At 71.9% G+C, this 19,233-nt stretch carries 15 protein-coding genes; 10 read left to right on the forward strand and 5 right to left on the reverse strand.

Going from position 1 to position 19,233, the window contains the following annotated elements; translation table 11 throughout:
- Window positions 1-16: 16 nt before the first annotated feature.
- The 3 genes from D7V97_RS04290 to D7V97_RS04300 all read left to right on the forward strand — a co-directional run bounded on the left by D7V97_RS04290 (window position 17) and on the right by D7V97_RS04300 (window position 2,785).
- Window positions 17-937: a LysR family transcriptional regulator gene (locus D7V97_RS04290; RefSeq protein ID WP_233582504.1), complete on the forward strand. Its 921-nt coding sequence runs from the start codon at window positions 17-19 to the stop codon at window positions 935-937.
- 114 nt (window positions 938-1,051) lie between these two features.
- Window positions 1,052-1,981: a helix-turn-helix transcriptional regulator gene (locus tag D7V97_RS04295; protein WP_120609301.1), complete on the forward strand. Its 930-nt coding sequence runs from the start codon at window positions 1,052-1,054 to the stop codon at window positions 1,979-1,981.
- Window positions 1,982-2,032: 51 nt separating this feature from the next.
- A complete protein-coding gene (locus D7V97_RS04300; RefSeq protein WP_120609302.1) occupies window positions 2,033-2,785 on the forward strand; it encodes a metal-dependent hydrolase in 753 nt (250 codons plus the stop codon).
- Window positions 2,786-2,817: 32 nt separating this feature from the next.
- On the opposite strand, the gene D7V97_RS04305 is transcribed toward D7V97_RS04300, so the two are convergent.
- The gene (locus D7V97_RS04305) at window positions 2,818-3,306 is read right to left on the reverse strand and encodes a DUF2690 domain-containing protein (RefSeq protein ID WP_158623266.1); all 489 of its coding nucleotides are present in this window, start codon (window positions 3,304-3,306) and stop codon (window positions 2,818-2,820) included.
- 166 nt (window positions 3,307-3,472) lie between these two features.
- Between D7V97_RS04305 and D7V97_RS04310 the strand changes: the two genes are divergently transcribed.
- The 5 genes from D7V97_RS04310 to D7V97_RS04330 all read left to right on the forward strand — a co-directional run bounded on the left by D7V97_RS04310 (window position 3,473) and on the right by D7V97_RS04330 (window position 7,239).
- Window positions 3,473-4,615 (forward strand): M48 family metallopeptidase, encoded by a 1,143-nt coding sequence (locus D7V97_RS04310; protein WP_120609304.1) that lies wholly within the window; start codon window positions 3,473-3,475, stop codon window positions 4,613-4,615.
- A gap of 41 nt (window positions 4,616-4,656) precedes the next feature.
- Window positions 4,657-5,310 carry a TIGR00266 family protein gene (locus D7V97_RS04315; protein WP_120609305.1) on the forward strand — a complete coding sequence of 218 codons (654 nt, stop codon included), beginning with the start codon at window positions 4,657-4,659 and terminating at the stop codon, window positions 5,308-5,310.
- Between the two features lie 15 nt (window positions 5,311-5,325).
- Window positions 5,326-6,015, forward strand: a complete 690-nt coding sequence (locus D7V97_RS04320) for a TIGR00266 family protein (RefSeq protein ID WP_120609306.1) — start codon at window positions 5,326-5,328, stop codon at window positions 6,013-6,015.
- Window positions 6,016-6,034: 19 nt separating this feature from the next.
- Entirely contained in the window at window positions 6,035-6,781 is a 747-nt protein-coding gene (locus D7V97_RS04325; protein ID WP_120609307.1) for a TIGR00266 family protein, read from the forward strand.
- 86 nt (window positions 6,782-6,867) lie between these two features.
- A complete protein-coding gene (locus tag D7V97_RS04330) occupies window positions 6,868-7,239 on the forward strand; it encodes a DUF3060 domain-containing protein (protein WP_120609308.1) in 372 nt (123 codons plus the stop codon).
- A gap of 60 nt (window positions 7,240-7,299) precedes the next feature.
- Here D7V97_RS04330 and D7V97_RS04335 read toward each other — a convergent pair whose 3' ends face one another.
- Window positions 7,300-8,220, reverse strand: a complete 921-nt coding sequence (locus D7V97_RS04335) for a LysR family transcriptional regulator (protein ID WP_120609309.1) — start codon at window positions 8,218-8,220, stop codon at window positions 7,300-7,302.
- A gap of 75 nt (window positions 8,221-8,295) precedes the next feature.
- Between D7V97_RS04335 and D7V97_RS04340 the strand changes: the two genes are divergently transcribed.
- Entirely contained in the window at window positions 8,296-9,297 is a 1,002-nt protein-coding gene (locus D7V97_RS04340) for an aldo/keto reductase (RefSeq protein ID WP_120609310.1), read from the forward strand.
- Window positions 9,298-9,319: 22 nt separating this feature from the next.
- Here the strand turns inward: D7V97_RS04340 and D7V97_RS04345 are convergent, their stop codons facing one another.
- The 3 genes from D7V97_RS04345 to D7V97_RS04355 are packed head-to-tail and all read right to left on the reverse strand — an operon-like array spanning window position 9,320 to window position 18,416.
- Window positions 9,320-11,632 (reverse strand): AAA family ATPase, encoded by a 2,313-nt coding sequence (locus D7V97_RS04345; RefSeq protein ID WP_120609311.1) that lies wholly within the window; start codon window positions 11,630-11,632, stop codon window positions 9,320-9,322.
- Between the two features lie 3 nt (window positions 11,633-11,635).
- Window positions 11,636-14,995 (reverse strand): AAA family ATPase, encoded by a 3,360-nt coding sequence (locus tag D7V97_RS04350; protein WP_120609312.1) that lies wholly within the window; start codon window positions 14,993-14,995, stop codon window positions 11,636-11,638.
- 4 nt (window positions 14,996-14,999) lie between these two features.
- Window positions 15,000-18,416 (reverse strand): AAA family ATPase, encoded by a 3,417-nt coding sequence (locus D7V97_RS04355; protein WP_120609313.1) that lies wholly within the window; start codon window positions 18,414-18,416, stop codon window positions 15,000-15,002.
- Window positions 18,417-18,559: 143 nt separating this feature from the next.
- On the opposite strand from D7V97_RS04355, the gene D7V97_RS04360 reads away from it, so the two are divergent.
- Window positions 18,560-19,216, forward strand: coding sequence for a cysteine hydrolase (locus D7V97_RS04360; RefSeq protein ID WP_233582505.1), 657 nt, complete (start codon window positions 18,560-18,562; stop codon window positions 19,214-19,216).
- The last annotated feature ends 17 nt before the right edge of the window (window positions 19,217-19,233 follow it).

Genomic DNA, 19,233 nt, shown 5'->3' on the forward strand with positions numbered 1-19,233 from the left:
GAAGGAGGACTTCAAGGTGCGCCTGGGACAGCTCAACGGGTTGGTGGCCTTCCTCGCGGTGGCCGACAAGCGGGGGTTCTCCGCGGCGTCGCGTGCATTGGGCGTGTCGCCCTCGGCGTTGAGTCAGGCCGTGCGCGGACTGGAGGCGCGCATGGGCACGCCGCTGCTCGTGCGGACGACGCGCAGCGTGAACCTCACCGAAGCCGGCCGACGGCTGCGTGACCGGGTGGGGCCCGCGATGCAGGAGGCCCTGGCCGGCGTGGAGGAGGTGCAGGGCGGGGCGGACCACGTGTCGGGCACGCTCCGGCTGACGGTGCCGCGCATCGCGGTGCCGCTCGTCATCGAGCCCGTGCTGCCGGGGCTGCTGGCCCGCCATCCGGAGCTGTCCGTGGACGTGTCCGTGGACAATCGCAACGTGGACATCGTCGCGGACGGCTACGACGCCGGGGTGCGGCTCAGCGAATCCGTGGAGAAGGAGATGGTGGCCGTGCGGGTGACGCCGCCGTTCCGGTTCGTCATGGTGGGCTCGCCCGCGTACCTCGCGAGGAAGGGCCGGCCGAAGCGGCCGAAAGACTTGCTGGAGCACGACTGCATCGGCTTCCGCAGGAGCTCCTCGGGACAGCGCTATGCGTGGGAGCTGGAGAAGGGCGGGCGCGAGTATCGGATCGCGGTGCAGGGTCCCTTCATCACCGACGATGCGGCGCTCATGGTCTCCGCGGCGAGATGGGGCGCCGGGCTGGCCTACGTCAACGAGCAGGTCGCGGCGGACGACCTGAAGGCGGGGACGCTCGAAGAAGTGCTGGAGGGGTATGGGCCGAGCGTCCCGGGCTTCTTCCTGTACTTCCCCGCGCGGGCGCAGCGCCTGCCGAAGCTGCGCGTCCTCCTGGATGCGATGACGGCGCGGCTGCCCCGCAAGCCTGCCCGGGGGGCGTCATGAGGATGCGGCCCGGCACCTGGCCTCCCGCCCGGCTCCCTCCCGGTGCGGCGGTGGATCCGCCCACCGGGGTGCGGCTGCACTCGGTGGACTGATCCGTCCGGGTGATGCCAGCGCATGCCCGCGCGTGGAGGCCACACCCGTCCGCGTGGACTCGCCCCGGCGGTGTTGCTGCATACTGGCGGCACGATGCGACGCGAGGAGCCTGGCCTGGTGGTGCTGCCCTCGCGGCTCGCGGGCGTGGAGGTCGTCCGCGTCGCGGGCGACACGCGGCTGTGGTCTGGCGTCTCCACGCGCTACGGCGTCACGGCGGTCTACGCGGGCGCCTTCGACTTCTGGTACCGCGGCCGAGCATGGACGCAGGCCCCAGGGGTGCTGAAGCTGAAGGAGCCCGGTGAGGTGCACCGCGATCTGCGCGTGCACGCGCCGGTGACCGCCCAGTCGATGACCCTGGAGGCCCCGCTGGTGGAGGGGACCGCACACGAGCTGGGGCTGCGCGCACCGCCGCACCTGCCCACGCTCCTGGAGGGGCAGGGACGCGCCGAGGCGCTGGCCCTGCACGCGGCGCTTGGGAACCCGGACAGCGACGCGCTCGGGTTGCAGTGCCTGCTCGCCGGGATGCTGGCGGCGCTCCTCGGGGCAGGCTCCGGCGTTCCCGTGGACGCAGCGCCCCGGGCTCGCCGCGCGGCGCTGCGTGCACGCGACCTGCTGCACGAATCCGTCGCGGAGGGCGTCAGCCTGGACGCGCTCGCGGTGGCCTCGGGCGTGGGCCGCTTCCACCTGCTGCGCACCTTCCGCCAGGAACTCGGGCTGACGCCCCACGCCTACCTCACGCACCTGCGCATCTCCCGGGCGCGCGAGCTGCTCGCGCGGGGTGTCCCCGCCGCACGCGTGGCCCTGGAGGTGGGGCTCTACGACCAGAGCCAGCTGCACCGGCACTTCGTGCGCATCGTCGGCACGAGCCCGGGCGCCTACGCGCGCGCCGTGCGCGGCACGTCAACTTCGCCCAAGAAGGGCGCGGGGCGGGCCGCACATCCTCGCCGCTGAGCCCGCCGTCGGGTCGGTCCCGGCGCCGGAGCCCTCGCGAGGTCCCGCCCCATGCTCCTCTCCCTGTCGCTCCTGGCGGCGCTGCTCGGCGCCGCTCCGAGCACGCCGCCCCCGCAGCAGTTCCGCGTCACCTGGCTTGGCCACGCTGGCTTCGAGGTCGTCTCGCCCGGGGGCACGCGCCTGCTCGTTGATCCCTGGTTGAAGGAGAACCCCCGAGCGCCCGAGGCCTGGAAGGACCTCGCGCAGCTCGCGCGGACACCGCCCGCGGCCATCCTGCTCACGCACTCGCACGGCGACCACGCGCAGGACGTGCACACCCTGGCGCGCCTGAGCGGGGCCCCCGTGGTCGGCACGGGCGAGACGCTGCGCTGGCTCAAGGTGCCCGAGGCCCAGCAGCTCACCGTGAACGTGGGCGGCTCCACGCGCATCGGCGACATCACGGTGCACGCGGTGCCGGCCATGCACTCGTGCGAGCCTGACGGTCGGCCCCTCGGCTACGTCCTGGTGCTTCCAGGCGGGCGCTCGCTGTACCACACGGGTGACACCTGGCTGTTCGGCGACATGGCGCTGGTGCAGGAGCTGCTGCACCCGGACGTCGTCCTCCTCAACGTGGGCGGTGGGCGCTATGGCATGGACCCCAGGACGGCGGCCCTCGCGGTGCGCAAGTACTTCCGCCCCTCCGTCATCGTGCCCATGCACTTCGGCACCTTCGAGCCGCTGGCAACGGAGGCCGAGGCGCGCGAGGTCCTCGCCAGCGACGCGCGCGTGCGCTGGCTCACCCCGGGGACCCCGGCGTCACTCTGAAGCGGACCGCTCCATCCCGGTGCGGCGGTGGATCAGCCCGCCGGGGTGCAGCTGCACTCGGTGGCCCAGTCCGTCCGGGTGATGCACGCGCAGGCCTTCGTGTTGACGCCGCAGCCGTAATACATCTTCGACCAGCCATCGAGCGTGGTGCCCGTGTACGTGGACTCGGCACGTACCGTGCCGCCCTGCTCGAGCCAGGCCCTCATGGAGTACTGCCCCGAGATGTTGGAGTGGACGCGGGCCCAGTTCATGCCGCACGTGGCGCTGTAGCGCAGCTCGACGTAGCCCCAGCTCTCGACGCCGTGCTTGATGGGCGTCGCCGCGAACACGGTGGACACGTTGCTGGTGCTGCAGCTGTTGAACGAGGGGTCCTGGTTGTTGCAGTTGTAGCAGGTGGGACATACGCCCGCTTCCTGCTCCTCCAGGACCACTGCCTCCCGCGGGGCTTCCTCGCCCACCGGGCCACAGCCCAGGGTGGTGCACACGATGAAACCCAGCACTGCCAGCAGTTGCCTCGTCATGGTCTTCTCCTCTGTCATGGAAGCCACCGGGGTGGGTGGCCGGACGGCGGAGACGGACGCTAGACGCAACTGGATTGCTCAAGTGATTAAGGGCAATTAAACGCGATTAACCCGGTGGGCCGCTTCCCCGAGCCCCCCGAAGGCGTGGCTGCTAAGGTGCCCGCCCATGGTTTCAGGCTCCACGTTCCAGGGGGGACTCTTCAGCGACGACGTACTCGGCAAGCGGGCCGGCGCGACGCTTCGCCTGGGCGCTTACGGCATCGAGGCGGAGACCCTGCATGGGCAGTCCTTCTCCCTTCCCTATGACGAGTGCCAGCTCGAGGTGGGCGGCGCCAGCGGACGGATGGTCTTCTGTCACGGGCCCCATCGCACCCTGACGCTCTTCTGCGAGGATCCGGCGTTCCTCCCGGCGCTGGCGCACGCGGGACACGGGCGGCTGCTGGGGCAGGTGACACGGCTCACGCAGGACGCCCGCCGCGAGCGCACGCAGTCGCTGCTGCGGGGCCTCCTGGCGCTCCTTGTCCTCGTCCTCGTCGGCTACGGCGCCTATCGGGGCTTCGCCTACGCGACCTCCCACTCCGTCGAAGCACTCCCCATCGCCATCGATGAGCAGGTGGGCAAGCTCGCGATGGAGTCGATGCCGCTCGAGGGCCCGAAGGTCACCGACCCCGTCCTCGTCCAAGCCGTCGACGAGCTCGTCTCGCGGCTGAAGCCCCACGCGGGCGGGACGCCGATGACCTTCGAGGTCACCATCGTCGATGCGCCCATCGTCAACGCGTACTGCCTCCCGGGCGGGAAGATCGTCCTCTTCACCGGCCTCCTCAAGGCCGCGAAGGCGCCCGAGCAGGTCGCCGGTGTGCTCGCGCATGAGATGGCCCACGCCACCCTGCGCCACGGCATCAAGCGCATCGCGAACTCCCTGGGCCTGATTGCCGGGGTGAACCTGCTGCTCGGAGACACCAGCGGACTGGTCGCCGTCGCCGTCGAGCTGGCCCAGCACGGCCTGCTGACGAGCCATGATCGCGAGCAGGAGACCGCGTCGGACGTCGAAGCCGTGCGGATGATGGCGGCGGCGGGGCTCGCACCCACCGCGCTCGCCGACTTCTTCGCCCTCCTGGAGAAGGACGGTGCGGAGGTGCCCGGCGCCATTGCCTGGCTGGCCTCCCACCCGCAGCTCGCGGACCGGCAGCAGGAGATCCGCCAGCGCTCCGAGAAGCTGGGCGCCTTCCAGCCGCGCGCCCTCACGCAGGACTGGGAGCAGGTCTCCCGGCATGCGAAACAACCCGGGCTGCAGGACTCGAAGCCCTGAGCCCCTGACGGTCTTCACCCCGAAGCAATCAAGGAACGTGGATGGACGCAGAGATCCGCAACAGACCTTCCTTCGCCAACGTGCGGGTGCGCCTGCGCGCCGGAGAGGGACTCATCGCCGAGGCCGGCGCGATGGCGAGCATGAGCCCCACCCTCCAGATGCGCGCGCGCATGGCGGGTGGGTTCCTCAGTGCCTTTGCCCGCCGCGCCTTCGGCGGCGAGTCCTTCTTCATCAACGAGTTCGCCACCGACAGCGAGGGCGAGGTCATCCTCACGCAGCCCTACCCGGGTGACATCACCTCCATCACGCTCCAGGGCACGGGGCTGATGCTGCAGCCGGGCGCCTTCCTGGCGTGTGAGCCGGGGGTGAAGCTGGGGGTCGGCTGGGCGGGGCTCGCGAGCTTCGTCGGCAGCGAGGGGCTCTGCCGCCTCCGCGCAACGGGGAGCGGTCAGCTCTGGTTCGGCGCCTACGGCGGCATCATCGAGCGGGAGCTGGACGGTGAGCTCATCGTCGATGGCGGCCACCTCGTGGCCTATGAACCGACGTTGTCGCTCAGCATCGGCCTGGCGGGCGGAATCTTCTCGAGCCTCTTCTCGGGCGAGGGACTGATCACGCGCGTCCGGGGCCGCGGGAAGCTCTACCTCCAGTCACGCGCCCTGGAAGGGCTCGCCGGCTGGGTCAACTCGCATCTGTAGCCAGACGGAGACACCATGCAGCTTGAAATCACCAACCGTCCGGCCTCCTCGGTGGCCCGCGTCCGGCTTCAGCAGGGAGAGAGCCTCACCTGCGAGGTCGGCGCGATGATCGCGATGAGTCCCCACCTCGTCGTCGAGACCTCCTCGGCGAAGAAGGGCGGCGGGGGCGGCCTCGTCGCCGGCCTCAAGCGACTGGTCGCCGGAGAGAACTTCTTCCTCAACCACTTCACCGCGCAGGCCGCGGATCAGGAGCTCATCCTCGGTCCCGGGCTACTCGGAGACATCGTCCAGCATCGGCTGGAGTCCGGGCACCTCGTCGTCCAGGGCTCCAGCTGGCTCGCCTCCGATCCCGGCATCCAGGTGGACGCCACGTTCCAGGGGATTGGCAAGGCGCTCTTCTCCGGGGAGAGCATCTTCTGGGTGAAGTGCAGCGGACGCGGAGACGTGCTGCTCAGCAGCTTCGGCGCCATCTACGAGGTCGAGGTGGACGGGGAGTACATCGTCGACACCGGCCACATCGTCGCGTACGAGGACACGCTCCAGTTCCAGATGGACCGGGCGTCGAAGAGCCTCATCGGCAGCTTCCTCGGGGGCGAGGGGCTGGTCTGCCGGTTCAAGGGTCGCGGCAAGCTGTACTGCCAGAGCCACAACCCGCCGAGCTTCGGACAGGCGCTCGGTCCCCTGCTCACGGCGCGTGCGGACTGAAGGCGCGAGGACACACACCATGCAAGATCAGGCCATCGCCGTACGCGGCACCACTTCCCTCGCGACGCAGTCCCTCGACCACGACATCTCCCTCCGCCCGGACTTCGCGCTGCTGTCGGTGCGGCTGCGGCCGGGGCAGAAGATCCTCGCCGAGCCCTCCGCCATGGCGACCATGTCGCCCACCCTCGAGCTCAAGGCCGGGATGCGCGGCGGCGTGGGGCGCTCCCTCGGGCGGATGCTCGGAGGCGAGAGCCTCATCGTCAACACGTTCACCGCGAAGCATGGCGCGGGCGAGCTGGATCTCGCCCCGGCCTCGCCCGGCGACGTCATGCACTACCGGCTCCAGGGCAACAGCCTGATGCTCCAGCGCGGCGGCTTCCTCGCGCACAGCGAAGGCGTGGAGCTCACCGGCAAGTGGCAGGGCGCGAAGGGCTTCTTCAGCGGCGAGGGGCTCGTGCTCCTCAAGGCTTCGGGCAACGGCGACCTCTTCTTCAACTCGTATGGCGCCATCCTGGAGATCGACGTGACGGACGGCTATCTGGTCGACACCAGCTACGTCGTCGCGTTCGAGGACACGCTCCAGTACAACGTGACGGTGCTCCCCGGGCTGCGGCCGGGCTCCAAGCTGAAGACGCTGTTCTTTGGCGGGGAAGGGCTCGTCTGCAACTTCCGCGGTCGCGGCAAGGTCTGGGTCCAGACGCGCACCGCCGCGCCGTTCCTGAAGTGGGTGCATCCGTTCCGGCCCGTTCAGCGCTCCCGGAGCTGAGCGGTTGAATATCCCGCCGACCGTCACGTAGATGGGGCCGTGCGGCGCCAGGCCCCGCCCGCACCTCTCATCAGGAGAATCAACGTATGAACAAGAAGCTCGGCACGGCAGTGTTCATGATGATGGCGTGTACCTTCGGCCCGATGACGGCCGCCGCGCAGGACGATGAGGCGGAGACGGCCAGCATCGACGTCACCGGCTCCAACGAGACCGCGACCCACGAGTGCACGCCGGGCAGCACGGTGGAGATCACCGGCATGTCCAACAACGTCACGCTGACCGGCGAGTGCAAGAGCGTCACCGTGAGCGGCTCCAGCAACACCGTGAAGGTGGAGGCCACCAGCGCCATCTCCGTGACGGGGATGTCCAACACCGTCACCTGGAAGCGCGGCCACGGCAAGTCGAAGCCGAAGATCAGCCGCACTGGCATGAGCAACAAGGTCACCCAGGTGAAGTAGTCGCACGCACCGCGCGCCCGCTCCGTCACGGAAGCGGGCGCGTGGGGGCCCACCCCGCCGTCACGCCTCGCGCCAGAGGTCCTTCGTCACCTGCACCACGCGGTCGCGGATGAAGCGGATGGCCTCGTCGTCCTCCACCGCGCCCCGCCAGAGCAGCTCCAGCGGTGTGCCTTGCAGCGCGAGCGGCACCGCCGTCGTCCGCAGGTGCGGGCGCAGCCGGAGGATGTCGCGCGCGACCATGGCCGGCACCGTGGCGAGCAGGGCGCTCCCGTCCACCAGGGCACCGATGCTCTGGAACGTCGGCACCGACACGCGCACCCGGCGCTGGACGTCGAAGTGGTCCTCCACGACGCCGCGCAGGTCTCCGTTGTACGAGACGATGATGTGCTCGTGGTCCAGGTAGCGCTCCAGCGTGAGGCGCTTTCCGACGCGCGCGTGGCGTGGGTCGAAGAGGCACACGAAGCCGCCGTTGAAGAGCTCCAGGCGCCGGGTGCCGGCCGGAAGCTCATCCGCCACCGTCACCGCGAGGTCCACCGTGGCGCCGGTGAGTGCCTCCACGACGGTGCGGAACTGCACGGGCAGCACCACCAGCCGCATGCGCGGCGCTTCCAGGGCGAGGATCCTCAGGAGGGCAGGGAGCAGCCAGGTCTCCGTCACGTCGGACAGGCCCAGGCGCACCGTCCGCTCGCTCGTCTTGGGGTCGAATGCCACCGGTGAGAGCGTGGCCTCGACCAGCGCTCCCAGGTGCGGCCGCGCCGAAGCGAGCAGGCGCTCGCCGCGCGTGCTCAGCGCCAGCCCCCGCCCCGCGCGGACGAAGAGGGGCGCCCCCACCGTGGAGGCGAGCCGCCTCAGCGCCGCGCTCACTGCGGGCTGCGTGAGGTAGAGACGCTCGGCCGCCGCCGTGACGCTGCCTGCCTCCGCCACCACGACGAAGACGCGGAGCAGGTTGAGGTCCAGGTTCCTTCCATAGATGTCGTTCATGCTTGAGATACATCCTATTCAATGGATTTCAGCATGGCGAATGATGAATCTCTCCTCACACGAAGGGGACGACACATGGCCACGCAAGAGACGAAGCAGGCGCAGCGCACGGTGAAGTTGGGTTCCACGGGCCCGGAGGTCTTCCCGCTCGGGCTGGGGTGCATGGGCATGTCCGGCATGTACGGCGCGACGGATGACGCGGAGAGCGTCCGCACCATCCAGACCGCGATCGACCGGGGTGTCACCCTCATCGACACCGGGGACTTCTACGGGATGGGCCACAACGAAATGCTCGTGGGGCGCGCCATCGCGGGCCGCAGGGAGCGCGTCCAGGTGTCGGTGAAGTTCGGTGCGCTTCGCGGTCCGGACGGAAGCTGGATGGGGATGGACATGCGCCCCGCCGCGGTGAAGACCTTCGCGGCCTACAGCCTGAAGCGGTTGGGCGTGGACGTCATCGACATCTACCGCCCGGCGCGGTTGGATCCGGCCGTCCCCATCGAGGACACCATCGGCGCCATCGCGGAGCTGGTGAAGGCCGGCTACGTCCGCCACATCGGGCTGTCGGAGATGGGCGTGGAGACCATCCGCCGCGCGCACCGCGTGCACCCCATCGTCGACCTGCAGATTGAGTACGCGGTGTCGACCCGCGGCCCCGAGGCCGCCATCTTCCCCGTGCTCCACGAGCTGGGCATCAGCGCGACGCTCTACGGCGTCCTGTCGCGAGGGCTCCTGACGGGGAGCAAGCCGAAGGGGAAGGGCGACTTTCGCGCCTGGCTGCCGCGCTTCACGGGCGCCGACGGCGAGAAGAACCAGGACAGCGTGGCCGCGCTCCAGCGCTTCGCCCGGGAGCGCGGGATGACGCCGGGCCAGCTCGCGATTGCCTGGGTGCTCGCGCGCCAGCCGGCCTTCGTTCCCGTGGTGGGCGCGAAGACGGTGGCGCAGCTGGACGACGCCCTGGGTGCGCTCTCCCGGCCGCTGTCGAAGGAGGACGCGGCGGCCCTGGAGTCGCTCGTGAACATCTCCGGCGAGCGCTACGGGGCGGAGCAGATGCACCACCTGGACAGCGAGCGCCGGTAGCCCCGGCGCCTGCCCCGGCGGATCAGTTCATTGCTGGCGTCCGGGAGAGCTCCACCGTTCCGTCCGTCCCCACCCGCAGCAGCACCTGCGCGGGTGGGGCGCCTGCGTGCCCGGCGAGCCACTGGGCCAGCCGCGTCACCACGTGCTGCTCCACCGCGCGCTTCAGGGGCCGGGCGCCATAGCGCGCGTCGAAGCCGGTGCGCGCCAGGTAGTCCACCACGTCCTCCCCGAAGGACACCTTCACGCCGCGACGGGTGAGCCCCTCGCGCGTCAGGGCCGCCTCCAGCGTGCGCCGCGCCAGCGCCCGGATGACGTCCGGGGTGAGGGGCCGGTAGGGCACCACCTGATCCAACCGGTTCAGCAGCTCGGGCCGGAAGAACGCGGTGGCGGCGCCCAGGTAGTGCTGCTCCAGGTCGCGCACGCTGCCTCCGCCGAAGCCGAGCGAGCGCCCCGCGCTGTCCGCGCCCAGGTTGCTGGTGAGCAGCACCACGGTGTTGCGGAAGCTGACGGTGCGGCCGGTGCCGTCCGTGAGGCGTCCCTCGCCCAAGACCTGGAGGAGCAGGTCGTGGACGCCCGCGTCCGCCTTCTCCACCTCGTCCAGCAGCACCACGCCGAAGGGCTGCTCGCGCACGCGGCGCGCGAGGCCGCCCTGCTGGCCGCCCCCTTCGCCCACCAGCCGCGCGGCGCTGCCCGGCGCCGCGTACTCCGCCATGTCGAAGCGGGCCAGCCGGGACGTGTCGCCGAAGAGGTACTCCGCCAGCGCGAGCGCGGACTCCGTCTTGCCCACACCGGTGGGGCCCAGCAGCAGGAAGGCGCCTAGCGGACGGGACGGATCCGCCAGCCCCGTCTTCAGCGTGACGATGAGGTTGCGCAGGAGCAGCGTGGCCTCGTCCTGGCCGACGATGCGCTCGCGGAAGCGCCGCAGCAGGGCCTCCGGATCCAGGCGCACGGACGTGTCCACCAACTCGCGCGGGTAGCCGGTGCGCGTGCAGAAGGCCTGCGTCACCCCGGCCGCGTCCACCTCGCCGGTGGAGGAGGGCTGGGTGCTGGCCGCGCGCAGCAGGGCCACCGCGCCACCGGGCGGTGGGCCGTCTCCGAAGCGCTCCGTCAGCTCGGCGGCGCGCTCCAGCGCATCCGGGGTGAAGCGCACCTTGCGCGCGCGGGCCACCCGCTGCGAGGCCTGCTGGAGCGCGGTGCGCGCGGCCCCGGACGTCAGCGGCGCCACCGACAGGTGCCGCAGCGCCTGGAGGAAGGCCCCATGGGTCCGCTCCGCGCGGGCCACGTCCTCCGGGGTGGCCTCCAGCACCAGCGCCACCTCGCCGCCTTCCAGCGCCGGCAGCAGGTGGCGCGCCACGTCCAGGCCCGTGTCACCCCCGCCCAGCGAGAGCAGCTCCGACAGGCTGTCCAGGTGCAGCACCGCACGGCGCACGCGCAGCGCCTCCACCATGTGCTGCACGCGCTCCTGCCACTGCCCCAGGTAGCGCATGCCGGCCATGATGCGGCCACCCGACGAGCTGTACACCTCCAGGCCGTGCAGGGGATGTCCCGCGCCAGCGACCTCCGCGCGCTGCACCAGCTCATGCACCAGCGCTGTCTTGCCCACCGACGACGGGCCCACCAGCAGCACGCTGGCGCGCGTTCCCGACGTGACGGCCTCCGCGAGCCGGTTCACCTCCGCGTCGCGCTCCCACGCGCGCTCCAGCAGTCCGGCGCGCGCCTCCTCGTTGAGGCAGCGGCTGGCCTCCGCGAGCCCGGGAGGCGGAGGCAGGCGCTTCGGCTGCTTCGTGGACTGCTCGTCGGCGCGGGCCTTCGACGTCTGCTTCACGCGCGACGGCACGGACAGCGTCTCCACCGACTCCTCGCCCACGTAGGCCAGCCCTTGCAGTCGCTCCAGCGGCGCGAGGTACAGCTCGTGGCGGACCAGCTCCTCCACGTAGGACTCCAGGTCCGCCGCGTCGTGCAGCGTGCCCGCCACCTCCACGCGCGGCACCCACACCCGCAGCGGCCCCTTCGCCGCGTCGCCCTTGCGCGGGGCCCGGGCCGTGCCCCGTCCGCCGTGGGTCACCACCGTCAGGCGCAGCGGCACGGGCAGCAGCCGCCCGTGCTGCATGGCGCGCACGGTGAGGGCCATGCGGCGCTGGCGCAGGTCCTCCCAGTGCGTCACCTCGTCCCACAGCTCGCCACGGCGCAGGAGGCGGCCCACCACCTCCGCCAGGTCCAGCCTCGCGGTGTTCAAGTCAGCGGCGAACGACGCCAGGTGCGGGTGCGTCAGCACGTGGGCCGCCACGCCCAGCCCCGGGTAGCGACGCACGAAGAGGTGGAAGTTCTTGTCCATGGCTCAGCCTTCCTTCCGGGCCGCGCGCCGCAGCACGCAGCCGGCCCATGCGAGCGCCTCCGACGGCGTGCGCCGACTCGCCAGGTGCACCAGCGCGCTCTCGCTGCCCTCCACCACCGCGCGGCCCCGGCCCTGCTCCCGCGCCGTTCCCGCCCGCCGTGCTTCGCGTTCCGCCGTGCGCACCGCATCGCGCGCGGCCACGGTCTTGGAGACGTCGTCCATCAGGCCCGCGTCGCCGTCCAGCAGCTCCACGCGCACGGGCGCCGGGCGCACCAGGTCGCCTCGGAGGAGCTCCACCAGCGCGTAGCCCTCCAGCGGCGCCAGCACCTCCGCGAGTCCGAAGGCCGTGAGGCTCACGGCGATGCGCCGCACGCGCACCCCCGCCGGACGCTGCGAGCCGGGCGCGGCCCAGGCGATGCGGCCGTCCGGCTCCACGCGCTCCTCGTGCACCGCCGCGCGGCCCAGGTCCTGCGGCAGCGCGCGCATCACCGCCTCCAGCGCGGACACGGGCGCATCGCCCAGGCCCTCGATGAGCACGGCCCGCACGTCCGGACCACGCTCGCGACAGGCGAGCTGATGCGCGAGCCACTCCGTCTCATCCCGCAGGTTCACCACCCGGGGACGGCAGCGACGCAGCCGCTCCTCGCGCGACACCGGCAGGGGCAGGGAGGAATAGGTCGGCCGGGCCCGGAGGCCGCCGCGACCGGGGTTGCGGCTCCACCCGTACGCGCGCTCAAGCTCTTTGGGCACCGCCTCTTCCGTCTCCACGAAGTCGCGCTCCGCCAGCTCGTTCTCCCGGATGTCCACCGCCTCCGCGCGGAGGCGCTCCAGCCGCTCCACCAGCTCTGCCTCCTCGGGGCCCGGCTCCGGGGCGACGAGCGCGTCCAGCCGCGCCGCCGTCTCCTCCAGCACGCGCGACACGTCCGCCAGCGTCCAGCCCGCGGGATCCGCCTCCGGCGTCCAGGCCGGCTCGCGCGCCATCAGCTCCACGGACAGGCCCATGTCGTCGCCCCGGCGGAACAGCTCCACCCGGGCCAGGTCCTCGGCGCCACGGCGCACCAGGTGGTGGGCCAGGGGCACCGTGAGGCGCCGCTCCAGCGCGCGCTTGAGGGGACGCGCGCCGTAGCGCGGGTCGTAGGCCTGCTCCACGAGCAGGTCCAGGAGCGCGGGCTCCACCTCCACCAGCACGTTGCCGCGGCGGATGCCCCGGCGCGACAGCAGCGACTCCAGCGCGTGCTCCACCACCACGCGCAGCGCGGCGGGCGTCAGCGGGCGGAAGGGCACCACCCGGTCCAACCGGTTGAAAAACTCCGGCCGGAAGAAGGCGCGCACCGACGACAGGTAGTGCGCCTCCGCGCTGTCGGCCGTGCGGTGGAAGCCCGTGCGGGCCGCGGCCTCGCGCACGCCCAGGTTGGACGTCAGCACGACCACCGCCTGGCGCGCGTCCACCGTGCGGCCGGCGCCGTCCGTCAGCCGCCCCTCGCCGAGGAACTGGAGCAGCGCATCGAAGATGCGCGGGTGCGCCTTCTCCACCTCGTCGAAGAGCACCACGCAGAAGGGCTGGGTGCGCAGCGCGGTGGTCAGCTCGCCATCCGGCGCGCCCGGCATGCCGAGCAGCCGGGTGATGCTGGCCGCGGACACGAACTCCGACATATCGAAGCGCACCAGCCGCCCCTCGCTGCCGAAGAGGGTGCGCGCCAGGGCCTTGGCCGTCTCCGTCTTGCCCACGCCGGTGGGGCCCACGAACAGGTACGTGGCCAGCGGCTTGTCCGGCGGCTGGAGCGAGCGCTGCAGCGTGAGGATGGCATCCACCACCGCGGACACCGCCTCTGGCTGGCCCGCCACCTGCGCCGCCAGCTCGCGCTCCAGGACGTCGCGCGTCTTCGGCGGCGCGCTGCCCAGCACGAAGTCCGGCAGGCCCGTCTGTTCGCGCATGGCGGAGGTGACGTCCTCCTGCGTGAAGCGGCGCACGCCGCCCTCCGCGGTGCCGGGCCGCGACACCACCCGGCGCAGCAGCCGGACGGCCTTGCCCGGGAACGCCTCGTGCGCGACGAAGCGCTGCTGCAAATCCAGCAGCGTCTCCAGCGCCAGCGGGGACAGCCGCACCGCGCCCGCGTAGGTCGCGGCCTCCAGTTCGCGCAGCGTGCCCAGCAGCGCGGGCAGCGTGGCGCGTGCGTCCAGCGCGGGCACGTGCACCACGCGGAAGAGGGAGGCGAAGGTGGGGGCCTCCTCGCGCACGCGCTCGAAGCGCTCCGGCGTGGACTCGGCCAGCACCGTCAGCTCGCCGCGCGCCAGGTGCGGCTCCAGGTACTGCGCCACGTTGGTGCGCTCGTTGTGGGTGCGCCCCGCGTAGACGAGCGACGCCAGGTCGTCCACGTAGAGCAGGTCGCCCACCTCCACCAGCTCCTTCACCACGCCGCGCGCGCGGGCCTCCCACTGGCCCACGTACATCATGCCCGCGATGAACTGGTTGCCGTCCACGCGCCACACGTCGCGCCGGGTGCCCGCGGCGTCCTGCCGCGCGGTGAGGCGCGTGACGGCCTCGTGCACCAGCGCCGTCTTGCCGGAGCCGGACGGGCCCACGAGCACCACCGCGCCGCCCTCGCGGCCCTCCAGCGCGTCCACCACCTCGCGCACCAACGGCTCGCGGCCGAAGCAGCGCTCCAGGGCCCCGTCCCGCGCGCCATGGCTCAGGTTGCGCGCCACCGCGCGCAGCTCCACGAGCGACAGGCGGCGGCGGTTGCGGCGCGCCTCGCGCTGCTCGGGTGTCTCCGGGGCCGGCTCCTCCTTCTTCTTCTCGGCGGCGGCCTTGCGGCGGCGCACCGGGGTGGGATGCCTGGGAGGCGTCCGGGGAAGGATGGTGGGCGCGTACGCATCCACCTCCAGCAACTCCAGACGCTCGTGTCCGGTGGCCCAGGCCTCGTCCAGGTTGTCCAGGTCGTGCTCCAGGCACCACGCGGACAGCCGACGCGCGAGCGCCGGGGCCAGCGCCTCCGGGTCCGCGAGCGCGAAGCGGGCCTGGGGCAGCCGGGTGGGCGTCACCACCCAGAACTCATCGCGCGGCCACTTCTCCAGCAGCACGGCCATGCGGCCCTGGAGGACGATGCGCTTGTTCTTCTCCCGGTCCTTCGCCTCCGTGTCCACCTTCACCTGCCGCAGGGCCAGGTGCGGCGGGAGCTGGTAGGCCGCGACGTTGGCCGCGGGCTCCTTCTCGAAGCGCTCCATCACGGCGAGCGCCAGCTCGTCGCGGAGCGTGGACAGGCTGGGACCCACGCCGCTCAGGCGGGGCCAGAAGGCGGGCACCCACGCCTGCACCAGCCGTCCGCCAAGGGGTGACACCACCAGGGGCAGTTTGAGGTCCATGGCGTCAGCCCTCTTCCCGCGTGCCGAAGACACGCCATTGCAACCACGCTTCCAGCAGCGCTTCCATGTCCGGCCCCGTCGGCCCATAGCGCTGCTTCGCGCCGGTGCGCAGGTCCTCCAGCGAGCCTCCCACCATGTCGCTGGCGGACGGACGCAGCCTTCGCACCTCCTGCTTCGTCAGCGACTTCTCCAGGTCCTCCAGCGCCGGCAGCGCGTGCAGCGACAGGGGCTGCGGCTCGAAGCGCACGCGCACCAGCGCGGCCTGGCTGCCCTCGACGAAGCGGTGCACGCCGTGCTCGCCCGCCAGCAGCAGCGGCAGCGTGTCACCGGTGAGCTGCAACGCATACGCGGCGGGAGGCTTCTTCAATTCCTCCAGCGTCGCCTTCTGCTCCCAACCCCAATAGAGCGGGACGTCCTTGCGAGAAGGCTTCTTCTTCTCGCCCTCCTTGGGGTCCTTCGACTCCTCGGGTCGCAGCAGGGCCCGGTGGAAGGAGAGGGATTGGCCCTGGGCCCAACCCTCGTAGGCCTTGGCCAGCATGCACAGGTGTGGCCATGCGCCGCGCCCGGGGACCAGGAAGAGGGTGACGCCGCGCGAGGGCGGAAAGAGGCTGCCGTAGATGCGCCCGCGCAGGGGCTGGAAGGCCCGCCGCAACCCCGCCACATCGCGGGCCATCGACTCCGCCTGCCCCACGGCGCGCGTGAGGTGCGCCTCGAAGAGCAGGTCCTCCACGGCCTCGGCCTGCTGCGCGCAGTCGCGGAAGGCCTTGTCCAACTCGCGCGCCTCGGACGACTTGCGCGAGGACGCTTCGGCCAGGGCCCGCTCCTCCCAGTACGCCGGCTGACGCGACGCCTTGTCGAAGACGGCCAGCTCGCGCCGCAGGGCCAGCATGGGCTCGGAGCGGCTCCAGCGCTGCACCTCCGCGCGCAAGGAGGCCGCGTCCTCCAGCACCTGTTCGATGGCCTGTCGCCCCACACCCTCGGCGTCTCCGCCCACCGCCTCCGCGCGCAGCGTGAGCCCCGCGTCGCCGGCCTCCACGTACAGCTTCACCGCCCCGCCCCGAGGGTGCGCGGCGAGCCACGCCGCCACTGGCACCACCAGCTCCCGCTCCAGTGCGCGCTTGAGGGGACGGGCGCCGTAGCGCGGGTCGAAGCCGCGCGCGGCCAGCCAGTCCAGCGCGGCAGGGGAGACCTCCAGCGCCGCGTCGTGGAGGGACAGGCCCGGGCGGCGACACACGGCCTCCACCTCGCGCACCACCAGCCGGCGCAGCAGGTCCGCGGAGAGGGGCGAGAAGACGACGACGTCATCGAGTCGGTTGAACAGCTCTGGCCGGAAGAAGCGCTGCACCTCCGCGAGGTAGTGCGCGCGCAGGGCGGCGGTGTCGGGCGCTCCGCCGGAGGAGTCGAAGCCCACGCGCGCGCGCCAGGTGTCCGCGCCCAGGTTGCTCGTCAGCACGAGCACCGCGTTGCGGAAGTCGGTGAAGCGGCCGGACGCGTCGGTGAGGCGGCCCTCGCCCAGCACGCCCAGCAGCGCGTCGTGCACGGCGGGGTGGGCCTTCTCCACCTCGTCCAGCAGCACCACGCAGAAGGGCTGGCGTCGCACCGCCGCGGACAGGTGCCCGGGCGTCTCGCCATCCCCCAGCAGGCGCAGCAGCGCATCCGGGCCGGCGTACTCGCCCATGTCCAGGCGGACCATGCGCTCCTTCGCGCCGAAGAGCAGCTCCGCCAGGGCCTTGGACAGCTCCGTCTTGCCCACGCCGGTGGGGCCCACGAAGAGCAGCACGCCCAGCGGACGGCGCGTGTCAGCGAGGCCCGCCTTGAGCACGGACACCACCGCCGCCGCGCGCTCCACCGCGGTCTCCTGTCCCAGCACCCGCGCGGAGAGGAAGGCGCGCACCTGGGCCGGCTCCAGCGGGACGTCGTCGCGCAGGAGCGACTCGGGGATGCCGGACTCGGAGGCGAACTGGCGGAGGGCGTCCAGGCGGGTGACGCGCGGCAGGGCGGCGTGCGCGCACGTGGCCAGCAGGCGGCGGAGGAAGGCCACGGAGTTGCCCACCTGCGCGCCGTAGGGCAGGAAGCGGCGGCAGAGGAAGCGCGCCTCGTCGAGCGACTCGGGCAGCACCTCCAGCGGCTTGGGCCCCGCGTCGTCCTCGGCCACGCGCGCGAGGATGCGGGCCAGCGCGTCCGGTGACGGCTCCTCCACGCGCACCACGGAGAAGAGGCGGGCGAAGCTGGTGTTGCGGCGCTCCACCTGCGCCCACGTCTCCGGCGTGGCCTCGGCCACCACGGACACCTCGCGGGTGGCGAGCAGCGGCAAGAGGAGCTGTGCCACGTTCTGGTCGCTGTGCGCGCTCTTGCCCGCGTCCAGCAGGTCCACCGCGTGGCCCAGGCTGAGCAGCGCGTGGGACTCGCTGGCCTCGCGGAAGCAGCGAATGACCTGCTGCTGCCAGTCGCCCATCATGCCTTCGCCCGCGATGAGGCGGCTGCCGTCCAGGAAGAAGAAGGGACGGGCTTTCTCGGACGTGGTGGCGCCAGGGGCGCGCAGCGCCTGGGCGAGCGCGTGGAGCACCGCCGTCTTCCCCACGCCCGACGGGCCCACCAGCACCACGGACTCCGCGTCCTTCGCGGCGAGCCGTGCGCGGAGCAGTGTCACCAGGGCATCCTGCTCGTACGCGGGGTCGAGCTGTTCGTCCTGGGCGAGCTTGTGCCAGGGCACGGCGATGCGGTCCAACGTGGGCGTGGGCGGCGGCTTCTCTGGCTTGTTGGCGCCCCCGTCGCGGCGGCGGGAGCGGCGGCGCGGCTCCCACGAGTCCAGGTCCAGCGCGTCCTCGTCGTCGTCCTCCGGGCCGGCGTCCGACTTCTCCGCGGGCGCATCCGGAGGACGCGGCGGCGGGCGGATGTCCAGGTGGAGCTGGCGAGGGGTGAGGGCCGCGAGCAGGGTGGGCGTGGCCTGCACCTCCAGCTCCACCAGCGACTCCGCGCCCTCCGGGCGCAGCGCGAGCCGACGCGCGTCGGAGAGGTCCTCCAGCTGCTCGCTCAGGCGATCCGCCGCGTCCTTGGGGAGCGCCTTGCCCTGGAACCACAGGTGCGTGCCGAGGCGCGGGGTGTGCAGGCCGATGAAGGACTGGTGCGCGGGGGCGACGACGGCGGTGAAGTGCAGCGGCGCGACGGTGTTGTCCTCCGCGCCCCAGACGGGGATGCCCGGCACCTCGAGCGTGTGGAGGACGCCATCGGACGCGGCGATGAACTCCGGCACGCGACGGGGGTGCACGCGGGTGAGCTGATCATCCAGCGCCAGCGTCAGCTCCTCGGTGGCCTTCTCCAGCGAGTCCGCATGCACGGCGAGGTGGGGCAGGGCCAACGGTGTGAGCGTGACCCGACGACTGGCGTGCCGCTGCACCCAGCACTGAAAACGAAAGTTCATGGGAGGAGGCTCAGGCTAGCACGGCGCCGCACAGCGACGCCCCGGCCCCCGACGGTCTGACGCTCGGAGGGATGCCGCCTGCTTCGACCCGGTGACGGATGCGCAGGGCGCGGCTTGACCGCTTCTCCGGCGGGCTGTCAAACATGCCGGACCTGCCCGCGGGGGGCAGGCCCTTCGCCCCGGAGTCCGCCATGTCGCTCGACCCGTCGACCACCGCCGTGCTGCTGATTGAGTACCAGAACGAGTTCGCCACCGAGGGAGGGGTGCTGCACCCTGCGGTGAAGGGCGTGATGGCCGAGACGAAGATGCTGGAGAACACCGTGGCGCTGGTGAAGGCCGCGCGGACGAAGGGCGTGACGGTGATGCACGCGCCCATCTCCTTCGCCGAGGGCTACGGCGAGCTGACCCGGCACCCCTACGGCATCTTGAAGGGCGTGGTCGACGGGAAGGCGTTCGTGAAGGGCAGCTGGGGTGCGCAGATCATCGACCGGTTGGAGCCGCAGAAGGGCGACATCGTGATCGAAGGCAAGCGCGGCCTGGACACCTTCGCCAGCACCAACCTCGACTTCATCCTGCGCAGCAAGGGCATCAAGACGGTGGTGATCGGCGGCTTCCTCACGAACTGCTGTGTCGAGTCGACGATGCGCACCGCGTACGAGCACGGCTACGACGTCATCACCCTCACCGACTGCACCTCCGCCACCTCGCCGGAAGAGCACAAGAATGCGCTCAAGTACGACTTCCCGATGTTCTCCCGTCCGATGCCGTCCTCGGAAGTGATTGGCATGTTCAAGGCGTAGGGCCCGCCCGATGGCGA

It is taken from the genome of Corallococcus sp. CA053C, from assembly GCF_003611675.1.
GTDB lineage: Bacteria > Myxococcota > Myxococcia > Myxococcales > Myxococcaceae > Corallococcus.